The organism is Streptomyces sp. NPDC047028, from assembly GCF_040644095.1.
Taxonomy (GTDB): Bacteria; Actinomycetota; Actinomycetes; order Streptomycetales; family Streptomycetaceae; genus Streptomyces.
Genome location: NZ_JBEYVS010000004.1, coordinates 131,305 through 147,418 on the forward strand (window position 1 = coordinate 131,305; position 16,114 = coordinate 147,418).

Here is a 16,114-nt window from a genome sequence, read left to right on the forward strand (position 1 = left end):
CCGAACGGAAGCGAGGCACCATGCCTCGTAGGGCAACGAACAACCCCCGGCAGCTGCGCTCCAAGTCCTGCGGCTGCAAGCTGTGCCTCGAGGCCTACCCGCCCGGCGAGCACGGCGAGCGCAAGGCACGCCGCGACTGCATCGGCTCCTGGCAGGCCCGCTACCGCGACACCGACGGCCGGCAGAAGGCGAAGAACTTCCCCAAGGCCAAGGACGCCAACGCGTTCCTCGACAAGGTCCGCGAGTCCGTGCGGTCCGGGACCTACCTGGACCCCAAGCGCGGCGAGATGACGGTCGCGGCCTGGTGGGACGAGTGGTGGCCCGGCCACGAACCGGTACGGCCCACCACCCGGAACCGCAAGCTCGGCCTATGGACGTGCCACCTCGAACCCAAGTGGGGTGGCCGGAAACTGGCGTCGATCCGGACCACCGAGGTCCAGGCGTGGATGAGGACAGAGGTGAAAGGACACGCCACCCAGATCAAGGTGAGGGAGCTGTTCCGGGCCCTGATGCGGGACGCGGTGGTCGACGAGCGGATCGCCAGGAACCCGGTCGACGGCGTCAGCGTCACCGCGACCGCGACGGCCAAGCACCCGGACGAACTGCGGCCGCCCACCGAGGAGCAGTACGCCGCCATCCGCGAGGCCATCCCCAACTGGTACAAGCCGCTCGTCGACTTCGCCCACGAGACCGGCATGCGGTGGGGCGAGCTCATCGGCCTGCGCGCCTGCTACCTCGATCTCGAGGAGCAGACGGCCGAGGTCCGGCACATCCTCGTCGACGACCGCGGCACCATTGTCCGGCAGCAGATGCCGAAGACGGTCGCCGGCTACCGCACGGTGCCGCTCACCACGCTGGCCGTGGAGGCCGCCCAGCTCATGCTGGAGCGCCTGCCGGCCTCCGGTGCCATGACAGCCGTGAAGGACGGACTCTGCCCGGAGGAGCTGGTGTTCCGCGGCCCGATGGCCGGGGAGGCCCGCCTCCTCAAGGGTGAGAAGGTGACCCTCGACGGGGTGTTGCGGGGCAACAACTTCCGGCGCCGGATCTGGATCCCCGCGATCAAGGAAGTGGGATTGGCGCGGCTCATCAAGGACCCGGAGACGGGCCGTGAGGAGTACTGGCCGCGGATGCACGACTACCGGCACGCGCTGGCGAGCCGCCTGCACGCCCGGGGTGTGAGCGAGAAAGATGTGCAGCTCATGCTGGGGCAGGAGCGTGGAGGCCGGGTGACGTGGCTGTACACGCACGGCAGTGAGGGTGCTGCCGACCGGGTGCGTGCGGCCCTCGAGGGCGGCGGCGAGGCCCGCCACCTGCGGGCTGTGTCGTGAGGCCGCGCCGGGCAGGAGTCCACAAGGATTCCACAAACCCCTCTCGGCGACGCTCGGCGAGTCTCGGCGAACGCCACGGCTGTTGACCCGCACCATGGTTGACCTGCACTCGGGGCCACTCGGCGGCACTCGGCCAGACTCGCAAATCAGTGCATGTGATTTTGCATGGCAGATGTCAGGGGTTCGACTCCCCTAGGCTCCACCCCGTAAAAACCCCTCTGACCTGCGGAAACGCGGTCAGAGGGGTTTTGTCCGTCAGGGGGCGGAGGCCCGGGTGGGACGGGTGAGGGCTCAGGGCTCCTGCAGGCGCCGTACGTCCTCCTCGTCCCACGCCCGGGTGTCGCGCGGCTCGGTGTACGGCTCCTTGTCCGGCGGCAGACCGCCGGTGATCGCCCGCTGCCGTACCGTCTCGGCGTCGAATTCCAGGCCCAGCAGGATGGCCAGGTTGCTGATCCAGAGCCAGACCAGGAAGACGATCACGCCGGCCATGGTGCCGTAGGTCTTGTTGTACGAGGCGAAGTTCGCGACATAGAACGCGAAACCGACGGAAGCCACCATCCAGATCAACAGGGCGAGGAAGCTGCCCGGGGTGATCCACCGGAAGCCCTTCACCCGCGCGTTCGGGCCGACCCAGTACAGCAGCGCGATCATGCAGGTGACCAGCAGCACCAGGACGGGCCACTTGGCGATCGACCAGGCGGTCAGCGCGGTGTCCCCCAGTCCGAGGGCGGTGCCGGCCTTGTGGGCCAGACTGCCGCTGAAGACCACGATCAGCGCACTGATGACGGCCAGCACCATCAGGGCGACCGTCAGTCCGAGCCGCACAGGAAGGATCTTCCAGGCCGGTCGGCCCTCGGGCATGTCGTACACCCGGTTCGCGGCTCGCATGAACGCCGCCACATATCCGGAAGCCGACCACACCGCCAGGACGATGCCCACCACGGCCATGATCGAGCCGGTACCGGCGTTGTTCTGCAGTTGGTGGACCGCCTGGGTGAGGATGTCGCGGGCCGAGCCGGGGGCGAGCTGCTTGAGGTTGTTCAGCAGTTTGTCGGTGGTCGACCTGCCCGTGAGGCCCAGTGCGGAGACCAGCACCAGCAGCGCCGGGAACAGCGACAGCACTCCGTAGTAGGTCAGTGCCGCGGCGCGGTCGCTCAGCTCGTCGTCCTTGAACTCGCGCAGCGAACCCCGTAGCACGGCCCGCCAGGCTCCCCGCGGGAGTTTCGTGGGTGAGTCCGGCGCCCGCCGCTCCACCTCGGGGCCTGGACCGGCCTCCTCGGGGGACGGGACCGGACGGGTGCCGTCTTCGTCCGAGTCGGCGCCGTGGTGATCTCTTCTGCCCGGGAGATGCAGCTTCGCCATGTCCACCGGGTATCCCCGGCACCCACGACTAAGCCATCAGACCCGCATGGCACTGGGCAAGGTGGGGCATAAGGGGATTGAACGGACGCAAGGCAGTCGAGGCGCCAGGCACTCGCGACAGCCGCGTGAGTGCTGGACGGGCGCAGTGGAGGCGGCGGTCCCGGTGGAGCCTGTGTTTTCGGATCAGAGCCACGAGGCACCCGATATCGATCTCCCGGAGCTGACGGTCGCGCTGGAGGGCGACGGCACGTGCATCGCCGAGGCCCGGCACCTGGCGGCCGGATTCCTCGGCCGTCTCCATGACGAGCAGGGGCTCCCCCTGCCGCCCCAGGTTCTGGACGCCACGCAACTCGTGGTCAGCGAGCTGGTGACCAACGCCCGCAAGTACGCTCCCGGCCCCGTCATGCTCGACCTGCACCTCGCCGGTGACCAGGTGGAGGTCGTGGTCTGGGACAGCGAGCCCGCTCTGCCCGTCGCCCGGACGGCCGACCCCGACCGGGTCGGACAGCACGGACTGGAGATCGTGCTGGCCATCACCCAGGACTTCGAGGCCCAGCGGGAGCCCGTCGGCAAGCGCGTCACCGCACGGATCGCACTCAGCGACGACCGGGGCGACGTGAGCGAGCGGTGTTTCACGTGAAACGTGATCCCAATGGCGGGGTTTCACGTGAACCACAGCGTGGGACGGACGACTCCACGTCGTCCGTCCCACGCGTCGACCGCCTTGACCGCCTCGACCGTCGCGGTTCGACCAGGTCGACCGGTACGACCGCGTCATGCCTGGTCGTCGCGGTGCGCTGCTTCCTCCTCGTCCTCCTTCGCCTGAACCTCCGGGTCCAGCACGGACGTGTCAGTGCCGTCCACCGAACTCAGCCGGCTCGACTCGGGCACCTCCGTCGGGGCCGGCGGCTCCACCAGCCAATCCGGGTTGGCCTGCTTGTCCCACCACTTCCAGGCCGCCACGGCACCGCCGGCGATCACGCCGACCAGCGCGAGCACCTTCATGGCGCGCCCGGCCCGGGACCGCCGCGCGTTGCGGCGTGCCATCTTCTGGATCTGCCGGGCCGAGACCTGGCCGCGCAGCGCGGCCAGGGCGGCGGCGCCGCGCGCGGTCGCCTCGTCGGCGACCGGTCCGGCCGCGGCCACGGCCTGCTCGATCCTCGGACGTGAGTACTCGGCGGCCTGCTTGGCGGCCTTGCGGGTGCGGGCCGCCGCCTCTTGGGCGGCCTGGTCCATCTTCGGCGGCACATGCGTGCGGGCCAGCTCCAGACGCGGCGCCAGATGGGCGTCGTACTGCACACGGGCCTGTTCAGCGGCTTGGGACACCACGGGCGCGAGCCGTACGCGTGCCTCCTGCGCGTAATACGCAGCACGGTCCTTGGCCGTGTCGGCGTAGGGCGCCACCACTTCCGCGGCGTGCAGCACGCTGTCCTTCGCCGAGCCGGTCGCGGCGCGCACGCTGTCGATGCGGGTCACGGGTTCCTCCTCCTCGGTGGCGTACGGTATTTCGACTTTCCACCCTTTTACGGATCATGCCTGTCGGCACGCCCTGCGGCATGCGAGGACGGGCATACGGGTGCTGAACGGAGAAATTCCGGTCAACAGGCGCTTGCGGTCGACACTGCCACGATTCGCCGCCGCCCGCTCCCTTCCCGGGTGAACTCGCGGAGGCCGGGGTCCACACGGCCCACACCGTGCGAGGATCGGAGGATCACGGAAAGACAACGGAAGGCAGACCGTGGCCGAGCAGCTCTACGCCACCCTGAAGACCAACCACGGCGACATCGAGGTCCGGCTCTTCCCGAACCACGCGCCCAGGACGGTCAGGAACTTCGTCGAGCTGGCGCAGGGCGACCGCGAGTGGACCCACCCGGCCACGGGCGAGGTGAGCAGCGCCAAGCTCTACGACGGCACGCTCTTCCACCGTGTCATGAGCGGCTTCATGATCCAGGGCGGCGACCCGCTCGGCACCGGCATCGGCGGACCCGGCTACGAGTTCGAGGACGAGTTCCACCCCGACCTGTCCTTCAACAAGCCCTACCTCCTCGCCATGGCCAACGCGGGCCCCCACACCAACGGCTCCCAGTTCTTCATCACGGTCTCCCCGACCACGTGGCTGAACCGCAAGCACACCATCTTCGGCGAGGTCACCGACGCGGCCGGCCAGAAGGTCGTGGACGCCATCGCCAACGTGCCGACCAGCCGTCCCAACAACCGGCCGCTGACAGATGTCGTCATCGAGACGGTCGTCATCGAGAAGCGCGAGCGCTGAGGTCGGCCGTCCGGCGGGAACCAGCGGACGGGAACCAGCGGGAACCAATCGCCCCGCTCGTCCGTAAGGATGAGCGGGGCAGGGTAGTGCCGGGGGTACCGCCACCGACGAGCAAGGGGACCGCATGGACCAGGCCGCAGGCAGCACGCCGGACGCCCGGAGCCTGCCCGTGTGCTACCGGCACCCGGACCGCGAGACCGGCATCCGCTGCACCCGCTGCGAACGCCCCATCTGCCCGGAGTGCATGGTCAGCGCCTCCGTCGGCTTCCAGTGCCCCGAGTGCGTGCGCGCAGGCTCCGGCACCGGGCACACTCCGGCCGCGACCCGGCCGCGCACGCTCGCGGGCGGCACCCTGACGGCGGACCCGCGGCTGGCCACCAAGATCCTTATCGGCGTCAACCTCGCCGCCTTCCTCGTACAGCAGTCCGTGGGCGACCGCTTCACCAACCGGTTCCTGCTGTTCGGCGGCCCGGCCCACGCCGCCTACCTCACCGGCCTCCAGGGCGTCGCGGACGGCCAGTACTACCGGCTGCTCACCGCGATGTTCCTGCACAGCGGCTACATCCACATCCTGTTCAACATGGTCAGCCTGTGGTGGATCGGCGGCCCGCTGGAAGCGGCCCTAGGCCGTGCCCGCTACCTCGCCCTGTACTTCGTCTCGGGCCTGGCCGGCAGCGCGCTCACCTATCTGCTCGCCGCCCCGAACCAGCCCTCGCTCGGCGCCTCCGGGGCGATCTACGGGCTCTTCGCCGCCACCGCCGTCCTGATGCGCCGGCTCAACTACGACCTGCGGCCCGTCGTCGCCCTGCTGGTGATCAACTTGATCATCACCTTCGGGGTGCCGCACATCGCCTGGCAGGCCCACGTCGGAGGGCTCGTCGCCGGCGCGGTCACCGGGTACGCCATGGTGCACGCCCCGCGCCGGAACCGGGCTCTCGTGCAGTACGGCACCTGTGCCGTCGTGCTGGCCGTCGTGGTCGTCCTGACGCTGGTGAGGACCGCTCAGCTCACCTGATGTCGAACCGTTGTCCACAGACGGTGGCCGATCCTGTGCACACCGTGCGGGAACAACGGTGCCCCCTGTCACCCGGATGAGTTTTCGCAGGTGAGGCAGGGGGCGATCGTGTGTTCGGGGAGCGGTAGGCCAGTCACACCGGCGTCAACCGCCGATGAGTTATCCACAGATCTTCTTCTTTTCCCCAGCTCTTGTGGACAACGCCGGTGGCCTGTGGATAACTCAGCGAACAGCCGTGGGCAGAGCTGCCCCGACCCGGCCGGCCGAGAGGTCGACCGCGGCTACTTCCACGTGGCTACTTCCACTGCGTGGAGACACCGAAGCCGGCGGCGATGAAGCCGAAGCCGACCACGATGTTCCAGTTGTCGAGGGCGTCGATCGGGAGCGAGCCGTCGGTCACGTAGAAGACCACGATCCAGGCCAGACCGATGATGAACATGGCCAGCATGACCGGCGCGACCCACGCGCGGTTGGTCAGCTTGATGGCCTGCCCCTGTTTCGCGGGGGGCGGCGTGTAATCGGCCTTCTTGCGGATACGTGACTTCGGCACGAGGGTCTCTCCTGTCGATGCGCTGCGTGGCCGCGCAGACAACTGGTCGGGCTCGGGGCAGCGTACAAGGGGACACTGATTGCTCCCCCGGGCGTCCGTTAGCGTAGTGCTTCCGCGGCGCCGAAGGAGATAAGGGTACGTTGAGCAATTCTGCCGACTCCCCCGGGACGGGATCAACGGGTGCCGGCCCCGCGCGTAGGCCGCGTGTCCGGCCGGTGCGGATCCTGACCCTGGGCGTCTTCGCCCTCGCCGGTCTCATCTTCTTCACCAGCTTCGACACGGCCAAGGGCACCGACATCCGCACCGACGCCTCCCTGCTGAAGCTGTCCGACCTGATCCAGGAGCGCAGCCTCAAGAACAAGGGGCTGGACGAGTCCAACGCCAAGCTGCGCGGCACGGTCGAGTCGCTCGCCGAGAGCGACGACGGCAGCACCAAGGCGCAGGACGAGCGGCTCACCGGCCTGGAGAAGAGCGCGGGGACCAAGAACCTCACGGGCAGGGCGGTCACCGTCACGCTGAACGACGCGCCCCCGAACGCGACCGCCAAGCTGCCCGGCTACCCGGAGCCGCAGCCCGACTACCTGGTGATCCACCAGCAGGACCTACAGGCCGTGGTGAACGCCCTGTGGCAGGGCGGGGCCAAGGGCATCAAGGTCATGGACCAGCGGCTGATCTCCACCAGTGCGGTGCGCTGCGTCGGCAACACGCTGATCCTCCAGGGCCGGGTGTACTCGCCGCCGTACAAGATCACCGCGGTCGGTGATCCGGCCAGGCTCCAGCAGGCGCTCGCGGCGAGCAAGGCGATCCAGACGTACATGGTGTACGTGAACGTCTACGGTCTCGGCTGGAAAGTGACCGACGACGGCACGGTGACTCTGCCGGGCTACTCGGGCACAGTGGACCTGCACTACGCGAAGCCCGTGAAGTAGCCGCCCTCGCAGGAGGCCGCCGGTGCGCGTGATCGTCAGGACCGTCAGCGAACTGTGCATCACCGTCGGCGCCGTGATCGTGCTCTTCGTCGTCTATGTGCTGTTCTGGACGGGCGTGCGGGCCGACGGCGCGATGAGCGACCAGATCGACCAGCTCCAGCAGCAGTGGTCGAAGGGGACCATGCGCCCCGCGGCGGGAGCCCAGGCTGCCGCCGGCCACGGGGCCGCCGCGAGTCCGCCGCGGCAGCCGTCGTACCACTACGGCCGGCCTTTCGCGATCATGTACATCCCGCGGCTCGGTTTCACGTGGAACAAGCCGGTGCTTCAGGGCACGGGCGCGGACGTGCTGCGCAAGGGGCTCGCGCACTACGCGGGGACGGCCCGGCTGGGCCAGGTCGGCAATTTCGCGGTCGCGGGGCACCGGCGGACGTACGGCGATCCGTTCAAGGACTTCCCCCGGCTCCGGCGGGGCGACGCGGTCGTACTGACGGACGGGACGACCTGGTTCACGTATCGGATCGACAAAGGGCCCTACAAAACCGTCCCGTCCGACGTTGAGGTGATCGACCCTGTGCCACGTAAGTCCGGGTATACGCGCCCGGGCCGCTACCTGACGCTGACCACCTGCGATCCGGAGTGGGGGCACAGTCACCGGCTGATCGTGTGGGCGCACCTGGACTCCACACAGCCTGTGGAGACAGGCGAACCGAAGGCCCTGCGCCGTTAGTCTGGTGCGGTACGGCGTGGGTTACCGGTGCCGTGGCGAGACGGAAGGGACGGCATGTACGGCTGGATCTGGCGGCATCTGCCGGGGAACGCGTGGGTCAGGGCCCTCATCTCTGTCGTCCTGGTCCTGGCCGTGGTCTACGCCCTCTTCCAGTACGTCTTCCCGTGGGCCGAGCCGCTGCTGCCCTTCAACGATGTGACGGTGGACAACCAGTGAGTGCGCGGATTCTCGTCGTCGACAACTACGACAGCTTCGTCTTCAACCTCGTGCAGTACCTGTACCAGCTGGGTGCCGAGTGCGAGGTGCTGCGCAACGACGAGGTGTCGACGGCGCACGCCCAGGACGGTTTCGACGGCGTGCTGTTGTCTCCGGGGCCGGGCACGCCCGAGCAGGCGGGCGTGTGCGTGGACATGGTCCGGCACTGCGCCGCGACCGGTGTGCCGGTGTTCGGCGTGTGCCTGGGCATGCAGTCGATGCAGGTGGCGTACGGCGGTGTGGTGGACCGCGCGCCGGAACTGCTGCACGGCAAGACGTCGTTGGTGGAGCACGCGGGAGCGGGTGTCTTCGCGGGGCTGCCGTCGCCCTTCACGGCGACGCGCTACCACTCCCTGGCCGCCGAACCGGCCACCGTGCCGGAAGAGCTGGAGGTCACGGCCCGGACGCGGGACGGGATCATCATGGGGCTGCGCCACCGCGAACTGCGGGTGGAGGGCGTGCAGTTCCACCCGGAGTCGGTGCTGACGGAGCACGGGCACCGGATGCTGGCCAACTGGCTGGTGGAGTGCGGCGACGAGGGTGCGGTGGCGAGGTCTGCGGGGCTTGCCCCGGTGGTGGGCAGGGCCACGGCGTGACCGCGTTGCGCCCTGAGCGCGAGACCGAAGCCTCGTACGGCGGTGCGTCGTACGGGGCTTTTGGTGCGCTGGGGGACTGGGGCGCGACGGAGCACGGGGCGGGATTCGACGGGGGCGCAGGTCCCTCTTCCGGCGCCGGGGACGCCTACCGGGCGCCGCTGGACGACGAGACGATGGCGCTGCGGGTGCCGGGGGCCGGGGATCCACTGGAGGCGTCGGGCGGGCCCACGTTCGCCTCTGCGGCCTCCTCGGTCACATCGGCCCCTGGGCCTCCGGGGGGCGGCCGCGCGGCCCGGAGGAAGGCCGCCAGACGGCGTGGCGGGCGTCATGGCGGTACGGCGGGCATGGCCGGCCCGGGGCGCGCCGGTGATCCGGGGTCGTCGGCGGGGCCGGAGCGGCCGCTGTCGCGGGTCGAGGCCCGGCGGCAGGCGCGGCTGCGCAAGCCGGGCCCGGCGGTGCTGGCGAGCCGGGCGATCGGCGAGATGTTCATCACCACCGGTGTGCTGATGCTGCTGTTCGTCACCTACCAGCTGTGGTGGACGAACGTGCGGGCGCACGCGCAGGCCGGACGGGAGACGAGCAGCCTGCAGCACGACTGGGAGAGCGGCAAGCGCAGCCCCGGGGTGTTCGAGCCGGGGCAGGGTTTCGCGATCCTGCACATTCCGAAGCTGGACGTGGTGGCGCCGATCGCCGAGGGCGTCAGCAAGACGAACGTGCTCGACAAGGGGATGGTCGGGCACTACGGCGAGGCCCCGCTGAAGACGGCGATGCCGGACGCGAAGACGGGGAACTTCGCGCTGGCGGCGCACCGGAACACGCACGGTGAGCCGTTCCGGTACATCAACAGGCTGAAGCCGGGCGACGCGGTCGTCGTGGAGACGCAGGACAAGTACTTCGTGTACAAGGTGACGTCGACGCTCCCGGTGACGTCGCCGGCCAACACCAGCGTGCTGGACCCGATCCCGCGCGGGTCGGGCTTCACCAAGCCCGGCCGCTACATCACGCTCACCACGTGCACACCGGAGTTCACCAGCAAATACCGGCTGATCGTCTGGGGCAAGATGGTCGAAGAACGCCCGCGCAGCAAGGGCAAGCCGGACGCGCTCGTCGAGTAGGGACCAGGGAACGAAGTGGCAGCGACCGCTGACGACACCGAAGAGCACACGGACCCGTCCGGCGCGCCGCCCGGCGCGCGCAGCCGGCGCCCCGGCCGGATCGCCATGGCGGTGAGTGTCTTCGGCGAGATCCTCATCACGGTGGGCCTGTTGCTCGCCCTGTTCGTCGTCTACTCGCTGTGGTGGACGAACGTCATAGCGGACCGCAAGGCGGACAGCCAGGCCCACAAGGTGCGCGACCACTGGGCCCACGCCAAGGACACCGGGCCGGGCGCGCTGGACACGAAGGACGGCATCGGCTTCCTGCACGTGCCGTCCATGCACAACGGCGAGGTGCTGGTCGAGAAGGGCACGGGGACGGACGTCCTCAACGACGGCGTGGCCGGCTACTACACGGACCCAGTCAAGGCCCGGCTCCCGATGACCGGCAAGAAGGGCAACTTCACCCTCGCCGCCCACCGCGACGGCCACGGCGCCAAGTTCCACAACATCGACAAGGTGAGGAAGGGCGACCCGATCGTCTTCGAGACCAAGGACGACTGGTACGTCTACAAGGTCTACGCGATCCTCCCCGAGACCTCGAAGTACAACGTCAAGGTCCTCTCCCAGATCCCGAGGGAGTCCGGGAAGACCGAGGCCGGCCACTACATCACCCTGACGACCTGCACCCCGGTCTACACCTCCCGCTACCGCTACGTGGTCTGGGGCGAGCTGGTACGGGTGCAGAAGGTGGACAGCGCACGAACGCCCCCGAAGGAACTGGGCTAGCAGCAGAGTCGAAGAGCACGTGGGCCCCTGCCGGGAGAACCGGCAGGGGCCCACGTCCGTGTGGTGGGGCTCGGTCAGCCCCCGGCGCCGCCGAAGATGTTCGTGCCGCCGTTGTTGCCGCCGCCCTGGTTGCCTCCGTTGCCGCCCTGGCCGAAGGTGACGAGGTCGACGCGGGAGCCCGACTGGACGGTGCTGCCCTGGGGCGGGTTGGACGAGACGACGATCGAGTTCGGGTCCTGCGAGCCCTGGATGTTGCCGACCTGCAGGCCGACCTGGGCCAGCTGCTGCTGGGCGTCCTTGAGCTTCTGGCCCTGGATGTTCGGGACCTGGACCTGGTTGTTCTGCACCTTGCCCACGTTGAGCGTGATGGGCGTGTTCTTGGAGAGCTGCTGGCCCGCCTGCGGGTTGGTGGAGAGGACCTTGCCGTCGTCGTCGGGGTTGGTCGTCGGTGTGTCGTTGCAGGTCGGGGTCAGGCCCAGGCCCTGCAGTTCGGTCTTGGCGTCGTCGCAGGACTTGCCGACGAGGTCGTCGGGGACGGTCACCTTCTCCTCGGCCTTGGCGACCGTGAGGGTGATCGTGGTGCCCTTCTCCTTCTTCACGCCGCCCGCCGGGTCCTGCTTGGTGACCACGCCGGGCGTCTGCGTCGACACCTCGGTCTTCTTCTCGACCTCGAAGCCCTTGTCCTTCAGCTGGGCCTCGGCCTGGTCGAACTGGACGCCGCGGACGTCCGGGACGATCACCTTGGGGGCGCCGGTGGAGATCACGAGGTTGACGGTGCTGCCCTTCGCGACCTTCACGCCCTGGTCCGGGTCCTGCGTGCACACGTTGTTCTTGGGCTGGTCGGCGCAGGGCTTCGAACTGAACGACAGCTTCAGTCCGACGTTGGTCGCCATCTTCTCGGCGGTTCCCTTGGAATTGCCGACGAAGGCGGGAGCGGGCACCTTCCCGTCCGCCGCGTTGTGCCCGCTGAACGCCCACTTGCCGATCAGGATCGCGCCGATCAGCACCAGGATGCCGGCGATCACCAGGAGGATCGTGGAGGTGTTGGACTTCTTGGGCTGCTGGCGGCGTCGGTCGGGGCGGTCGTCGTAGCCGTAGCCGCCGTCGTCCGGGTTCATCGGCGGGAGCATCGTCGTCGCTCCCGCGGCGCCGGGCTCCTGGCGCAGAGCGGTGGTCGGCTGGTCGTCGCCGTAGCCGCCGTACCCGACCGCGCCGAGGGCGGCGGTGGCCGCGACGGGCTGGCCGTCGAGGCAGGCCTCGATGTCGGCGCGCATCTCGTCGGCCGACTGGTACCGGTAGTTCGGGTCCTTGACCAGCGCCTTCAGGACGATGGCGTCCATCTCGGGGGTGATCTCGGGGTCGAAGACCGAGGGGGCCTGCGGTTCCTCGCGGACGTGCTGGTAGGCCACGGCCACCGGGGAATCGCCGACGAAGGGCGGCCGCACCGTCAGCAGCTCGTAGAGAAGGCAACCCGTCGAATACAGGTCCGAGCGGGCGTCGACCTGCTCGCCCTTGGCCTGCTCGGGGGAGAGGTACTGGGCGGTGCCGATGACGGCCGCGGTCTGGGTCATGGTCATGCCGGAGTCGCCCATCGCGCGGGCGATGCCGAAGTCCATGACCTTGACCTGGCCGTTGCGGGTCAACATCACGTTGGCCGGCTTGATGTCGCGGTGGACGATGCCGGCCCGGTGCGAGTACTCCAGGGCCTGGAGGATGCCGATGGTCATCTCCAGCGTCCGCTCCGGCAGCAGCTTGCGGCCGCTGTGAAGAAGCTCACGGAGGGTGGAGCCGTCGACGTACTCCATCACGATGTACGGGATCGAGACCCCGTCGATGTAGTCCTCGCCCGTGTCGTAGACCGCGACGATCGCGGGATGGTTGAGCGAGGCGGCCGACTGGGCCTCCCGGCGGAACCGGGCCTGGAAGGACGGGTCACGCGCGAGGTCCGCGCGCAGCGTCTTCACCGCCACGGTGCGGCCGAGCCGGGTGTCGTGCGCGAGGTAGACCTCCGCCATGCCACCACGGCCGAGCACCTGGCCCAGCTCGTACCGGCCGCCGAGGCGACGCGGCTCTTCCATGGTTACCTACCAGCCCTCTCCGTCGGTCCCGGCCACGGCGTCTGCGCGCGGCCTGAGGCTCCCGTCCGGGCCTACCGTACCCGGCTCGTTCTGTGTGACCTGGCCAAGCCCGCAACCTGATACGAGACCGGTACCGCAACGTGCGCCGATGTGAAGAGGGCGTGATGGGGGTCACTTCTTGGTGTCGAGGACCGCCTTCATGACGTTCTTCGCAATCGGGGCGGCGAGGCCGCCGCCGGAGATGTCGTCCCGGTTGGCGTGCTCGTCCTCGATGACGACGGCCACGGCGACCGGCGAGCTGCCGTCGGCCAGCTTGGCGTAGGAGAGGAACCACGCGTAGGGGTTCGCGCTGTTCGCCACGCCGTGCTGGGCGGTACCGGTCTTGCCGCCGACGGTGACGCCGGGGATCTTCGCGTTCGTGCCGGTGCCCTTCTCGACGACGGTCTCCATCATCGACTGCAGGATCTGCGCGTTCTCGGCCGACAGCGGCCGGCTCATCTCCTCGGGCTGGGTCTTGGCGACCGGGTCGACGTTGGAGGACTCCAGCTCGTCGACCATGTACGGCTTCATCAGCTTGCCGTCGTTGGCGACGGCCGAGGCGACCATGGCCATCTGCAGCGGGGTCGCGGCGGTGTTGAACTGGCCGATGGAGGACAGCGCGGTCTGCGACGGGTTCATGTCGTCGGAGAACACCGAGGCGTTGGAGCGGACCGGGATGAACTGCTCGGAGCCGAAGCCGAACTTCTTGGCCTCGTCGAGCATCTTCTCGTTGCCGAGGTCGGAGCCGATCTTGCCGAAGACGGTGTTGCAGGAGTACTGCAGCGCGACCCGCATCGTCGCGTTCTTGCAGGGGATGTTGCCCTCGTTCTTCAGCTGGGTGTGGGTGCCCGGCATGGTCCAGGGCAGCGGCGAGTCGGTCTTCTCGTCGGCGGAGGTGTACTTGCCGTTCTCCAGCGCGGCCGCCGCGGTGACGATCTTGAAAGTGGAGCCGGGCGGGTAGGTCTCGCGCAGCGCCCGGTTGAGCATCGGGTCGGCCGGGTTGTTCTTCTTCTGCAGGTCGTTCCAGGCCTTCGCGTCCTTGTTGCTGTTGCCGGCGAAGGCGGAGGGGTCGTACGACGGGTAGGAGGCCAGGGCGAGGATCTTGCCGGTGGCGGGGTCGAGGGCGACGACGGCGCCCTTGCCTCCCTGCGCCTTCAGACCGTCGTACGCCGCCTTCTGCGCGGACGCGTTGAGCGTGGTGACGACGTTGCCGCCCTGCTGCGGCTTGCCGGTGATCATGTCGAGGGTCTTGCGGAAGAACAGCCGGTCGTCGTCACCGGTGAGGATGCCGTCGTCGATGGACTCCAGCTGGGTGGCGCCGAAGGCCTGGGAGGCGTACCCGGTGACGGGCGACCACATGGGCCCGTTCTTGTAGGTGCGCTTGTACTTGAGGTCGTTCAGGCCGGTCTTGCTGGTCTCGGTGGACCCGGTGATGGGGTTGCCGTCGACGATGATGTCGCCGCGCGGGGTGGAGTAGCGGGCGATGGTGACGCGGCGGTTGTTGGGGTCGTCCTTGAGCTGGTCGGCCTTGACGTACTGGAGCCAGTTGTCGCGCAGCAGCAGGGTCAGGACGAGGAGGCCGCAGAAGAGCGCGATCCGGCGCAGGGGCTTGTTCATGTCGGTCGGACCACCTGGGTCATCTCGGCGTCGGGGTTGGCGGCGGGCGCGGGCGCCGGGCGGCGGGCGGTGTCGCTGATGCGGATCAGGATGCCGATGAGCGCCCAGTTGGCGATGACGGAGGAACCGCCGTAGGCCAGGAACGGCATGGTCATACCGGTCAGCGGGATGAGGCCCATGACACCGCCGGCGACGACGAACACCTGGAGGGCGAAGGCGCCGGACAGGCCGACGGCGAGCAGCTTGCCGAAGGGGTCGCGGGCGGCGAGGGCGGTGCGCACGCCGCGCTCCACGATCAGGCCGTAGATGAGCAGGATCGCCATGATGCCGGCCAGACCCAGTTCCTCGCCGAAGGTGGCGAGGATGAAGTCGGAGTTGGCGGCGAACTTGATCAACTCGGAGTGGCCCTGGCCCCAGCCGGTGCCGAGGGTGCCGCCGGAGCCGAAGGCCCACAGGGCCTGCTGGAGCTGGTCGGAGTGGGCGATGCCGTCGTGCGTGACCATGCGGCTGAGCTTGTACTCGTGCATCGGGTTGAGCCAGGCCTGTACACGGGTCTGGATGTGCGGTTCGAAGCTGGCGACGCCGACGGCGCCGGCCGCGGCCATCAGCAGGCCGAAGACGATCCAGCTGGTCCGCTCGGTGGCGACGTACAGCATGATCACGAAGATGCCGAAGAACAGCAGTGACGTGCCGAGGTCGGTCTCGAAGACCAGGATCAGGATCGACATCGCCCAGACGACGAGGATCGGGCCGAGGTCGCGGCCGCGGGGCAGGTACAGGCCCATGAAGCGGCGGCTGGCCAGGGCGAGCGCGTCCCGCTTGACCATCAGGTAGCCGGAGAAGAACACAGCCAGGACGATCTTGGCGAACTCGCCGGGCTGGATGGTGAAGCTGCCGACGTGGATCCAGATCTTGGCGCCGAACACCGGGTAGGACAGGCCCGGTACGAGCGGGAGCAGCAGCAGGACGAGCGCGCAGACCATGGAGATGTAGGTGTAGCGCTGCAGCACGCGGTGGTCCTTGAGGAACACCAGGACGGCCACGAACAGGGCGATGCCCATCGCCGTGTAGATCAGCTGGTTGGTCGCCTTGCCGCCGGCCACGTTGATGGACTGGAGCAGCTTGGACTGGTCCAGGCGCCAGATGCAGACCAGGCCGAGCCCGTTGAGGAGGGTGGCCAGGGGCAGCAGCAGCGGGTCGGCGTAGGGGGCGAACTTCCGTACGACGAGGTGGGCGACGCCGGCCAGCAGGCCGAGGCCGAGGCCGTAGCTCAGCAGACCGGCGGGGACCTTGTCGTCGATGGCGAGGCCCACGTTGGCGTAGGCGAACACGGGGATGGCGACGGCGAAGACGAGCAGGGCCAGCTCGGTGTTGCGGCGGCTCGGCGCGCCGATGGCGCCGATCGTGGACGTGTGGTGCGTCGACGCGTGCGTGTTGTGTGTACTGCTCATGGCTGGAGGGGG

At 68.9% G+C, this 16,114-nt stretch carries 16 protein-coding genes; 10 read left to right on the forward strand and 6 right to left on the reverse strand.

All coding sequences use genetic code 11. The features are described from left to right. The first annotated feature begins 20 nt into the window (after nucleotides 1–20). Nucleotides 21–1,328: a tyrosine-type recombinase/integrase gene (locus ABZ854_RS05720; RefSeq protein WP_361204777.1), complete on the forward strand. Its 1,308-nt coding sequence runs from the start codon at nucleotides 21–23 to the stop codon at nucleotides 1,326–1,328. Nucleotides 1,329–1,619: 291 nt separating this feature from the next. Here ABZ854_RS05720 and ABZ854_RS05725 read toward each other — a convergent pair whose 3' ends face one another. Then, a complete protein-coding gene (locus ABZ854_RS05725; protein WP_361204779.1) occupies nucleotides 1,620–2,690 on the reverse strand; it encodes a YihY/virulence factor BrkB family protein in 1,071 nt (356 codons plus the stop codon). 172 nt (nucleotides 2,691–2,862) lie between these two features. On the opposite strand from ABZ854_RS05725, the gene ABZ854_RS05730 reads away from it, so the two are divergent. After that, nucleotides 2,863–3,330: an ATP-binding protein gene (locus ABZ854_RS05730; protein WP_361204782.1), complete on the forward strand. Its 468-nt coding sequence runs from the start codon at nucleotides 2,863–2,865 to the stop codon at nucleotides 3,328–3,330. A 134-nt stretch (nucleotides 3,331–3,464) separates the two neighbouring features. Here ABZ854_RS05730 and ABZ854_RS05735 read toward each other — a convergent pair whose 3' ends face one another. Next, complete coding sequence (locus ABZ854_RS05735) at nucleotides 3,465–4,166, reverse strand: DUF5324 family protein (RefSeq protein ID WP_361204785.1); 702 nt, start codon at nucleotides 4,164–4,166, stop codon at nucleotides 3,465–3,467. 262 nt (nucleotides 4,167–4,428) lie between these two features. Here ABZ854_RS05735 and ABZ854_RS05740 point away from each other — a divergent pair, with 262 nt between their 5' ends. After that, nucleotides 4,429–4,962 (forward strand): peptidylprolyl isomerase, encoded by a 534-nt coding sequence (locus ABZ854_RS05740; RefSeq protein WP_361204788.1) that lies wholly within the window; start codon nucleotides 4,429–4,431, stop codon nucleotides 4,960–4,962. A gap of 124 nt (nucleotides 4,963–5,086) precedes the next feature. Then, complete coding sequence (locus ABZ854_RS05745; RefSeq protein ID WP_361204791.1) at nucleotides 5,087–5,977, forward strand: rhomboid family intramembrane serine protease; 891 nt, start codon at nucleotides 5,087–5,089, stop codon at nucleotides 5,975–5,977. 295 nt (nucleotides 5,978–6,272) lie between these two features. Here ABZ854_RS05745 and crgA read toward each other — a convergent pair whose 3' ends face one another. Continuing rightward, nucleotides 6,273–6,527 carry a cell division protein CrgA gene (crgA, locus tag ABZ854_RS05750; protein WP_129307939.1) on the reverse strand — a complete coding sequence of 85 codons (255 nt, stop codon included), beginning with the start codon at nucleotides 6,525–6,527 and terminating at the stop codon, nucleotides 6,273–6,275. A gap of 140 nt (nucleotides 6,528–6,667) precedes the next feature. On the opposite strand from crgA, the gene ABZ854_RS05755 reads away from it, so the two are divergent. From ABZ854_RS05755 to ABZ854_RS05780, 6 genes are read left to right on the forward strand one after another with little or no spacing between them, the layout of a single operon-like run. Next, nucleotides 6,668–7,456 carry a DUF881 domain-containing protein gene (locus ABZ854_RS05755; RefSeq protein WP_361204795.1) on the forward strand — a complete coding sequence of 263 codons (789 nt, stop codon included), beginning with the start codon at nucleotides 6,668–6,670 and terminating at the stop codon, nucleotides 7,454–7,456. A gap of 22 nt (nucleotides 7,457–7,478) precedes the next feature. Beyond that, complete coding sequence (locus ABZ854_RS05760) at nucleotides 7,479–8,183, forward strand: class E sortase (protein WP_361204798.1); 705 nt, start codon at nucleotides 7,479–7,481, stop codon at nucleotides 8,181–8,183. A 54-nt stretch (nucleotides 8,184–8,237) separates the two neighbouring features. Further along, on the forward strand, nucleotides 8,238–8,399 hold the full coding sequence (locus tag ABZ854_RS05765) for a hypothetical protein (protein ID WP_361204801.1): 162 nt from the start codon (nucleotides 8,238–8,240) through the stop codon (nucleotides 8,397–8,399). Beyond that, entirely contained in the window at nucleotides 8,396–9,034 is a 639-nt protein-coding gene (locus ABZ854_RS05770) for an aminodeoxychorismate/anthranilate synthase component II (RefSeq protein ID WP_361204804.1), read from the forward strand. The genes ABZ854_RS05765 and ABZ854_RS05770 overlap by 4 nt, the downstream gene beginning before the upstream one ends. Then, on the forward strand, nucleotides 9,031–10,149 hold the full coding sequence (locus tag ABZ854_RS05775; RefSeq protein WP_361204807.1) for a class E sortase: 1,119 nt from the start codon (nucleotides 9,031–9,033) through the stop codon (nucleotides 10,147–10,149). Before ABZ854_RS05770 ends, ABZ854_RS05775 begins: the two co-directional genes overlap by 4 nt. Nucleotides 10,150–10,164: 15 nt before the next feature. Beyond that, nucleotides 10,165–10,917, forward strand: coding sequence for a class E sortase (locus ABZ854_RS05780; RefSeq protein WP_361204810.1), 753 nt, complete (start codon nucleotides 10,165–10,167; stop codon nucleotides 10,915–10,917). A gap of 74 nt (nucleotides 10,918–10,991) precedes the next feature. Here the strand turns inward: ABZ854_RS05780 and pknB are convergent, their stop codons facing one another. The 3 genes from pknB to ABZ854_RS05795 form a co-directional block, all read right to left on the reverse strand. Continuing rightward, nucleotides 10,992–12,995, reverse strand: coding sequence for a Stk1 family PASTA domain-containing Ser/Thr kinase (gene pknB / locus ABZ854_RS05785; protein ID WP_361204813.1), 2,004 nt, complete (start codon nucleotides 12,993–12,995; stop codon nucleotides 10,992–10,994). 171 nt (nucleotides 12,996–13,166) lie between these two features. Beyond that, nucleotides 13,167–14,651 (reverse strand): penicillin-binding protein 2, encoded by a 1,485-nt coding sequence (locus ABZ854_RS05790; RefSeq protein WP_361204816.1) that lies wholly within the window; start codon nucleotides 14,649–14,651, stop codon nucleotides 13,167–13,169. Further along, on the reverse strand, nucleotides 14,648–16,102 hold the full coding sequence (locus ABZ854_RS05795; protein ID WP_361204819.1) for an FtsW/RodA/SpoVE family cell cycle protein: 1,455 nt from the start codon (nucleotides 16,100–16,102) through the stop codon (nucleotides 14,648–14,650). The genes ABZ854_RS05790 and ABZ854_RS05795 overlap by 4 nt, the downstream gene beginning before the upstream one ends. Nucleotides 16,103–16,114: the final 12 nt, after the last annotated feature.

Excerpts from the sequence above, each read along its gene's own strand:
- ABZ854_RS05720 (WP_361204777.1), top strand. The coding sequence starts at position 21 with ATGCCTCGTAGGGCAACGAACAACCCCCGGCAGCTGCGCTCCAAGTCC.
- ABZ854_RS05725 (WP_361204779.1), bottom strand. The coding sequence starts at position 2,690 with ATGGCGAAGCTGCATCTCCCGGGCAGAAGAGATCACCACGGCGCCGAC.
- ABZ854_RS05745 (WP_361204791.1), top strand. The coding sequence starts at position 5,087 with ATGGACCAGGCCGCAGGCAGCACGCCGGACGCCCGGAGCCTGCCCGTG.
- ABZ854_RS05765 (WP_361204801.1), top strand. The coding sequence starts at position 8,238 with ATGTACGGCTGGATCTGGCGGCATCTGCCGGGGAACGCGTGGGTCAGG.
- pknB (WP_361204813.1), bottom strand. The coding sequence starts at position 12,995 with ATGGAAGAGCCGCGTCGCCTCGGCGGCCGGTACGAGCTGGGCCAGGTG.
- ABZ854_RS05790 (WP_361204816.1), bottom strand. The coding sequence starts at position 14,651 with ATGAACAAGCCCCTGCGCCGGATCGCGCTCTTCTGCGGCCTCCTCGTC.
- ABZ854_RS05795 (WP_361204819.1), bottom strand. The coding sequence starts at position 16,102 with ATGAGCAGTACACACAACACGCACGCGTCGACGCACCACACGTCCACG.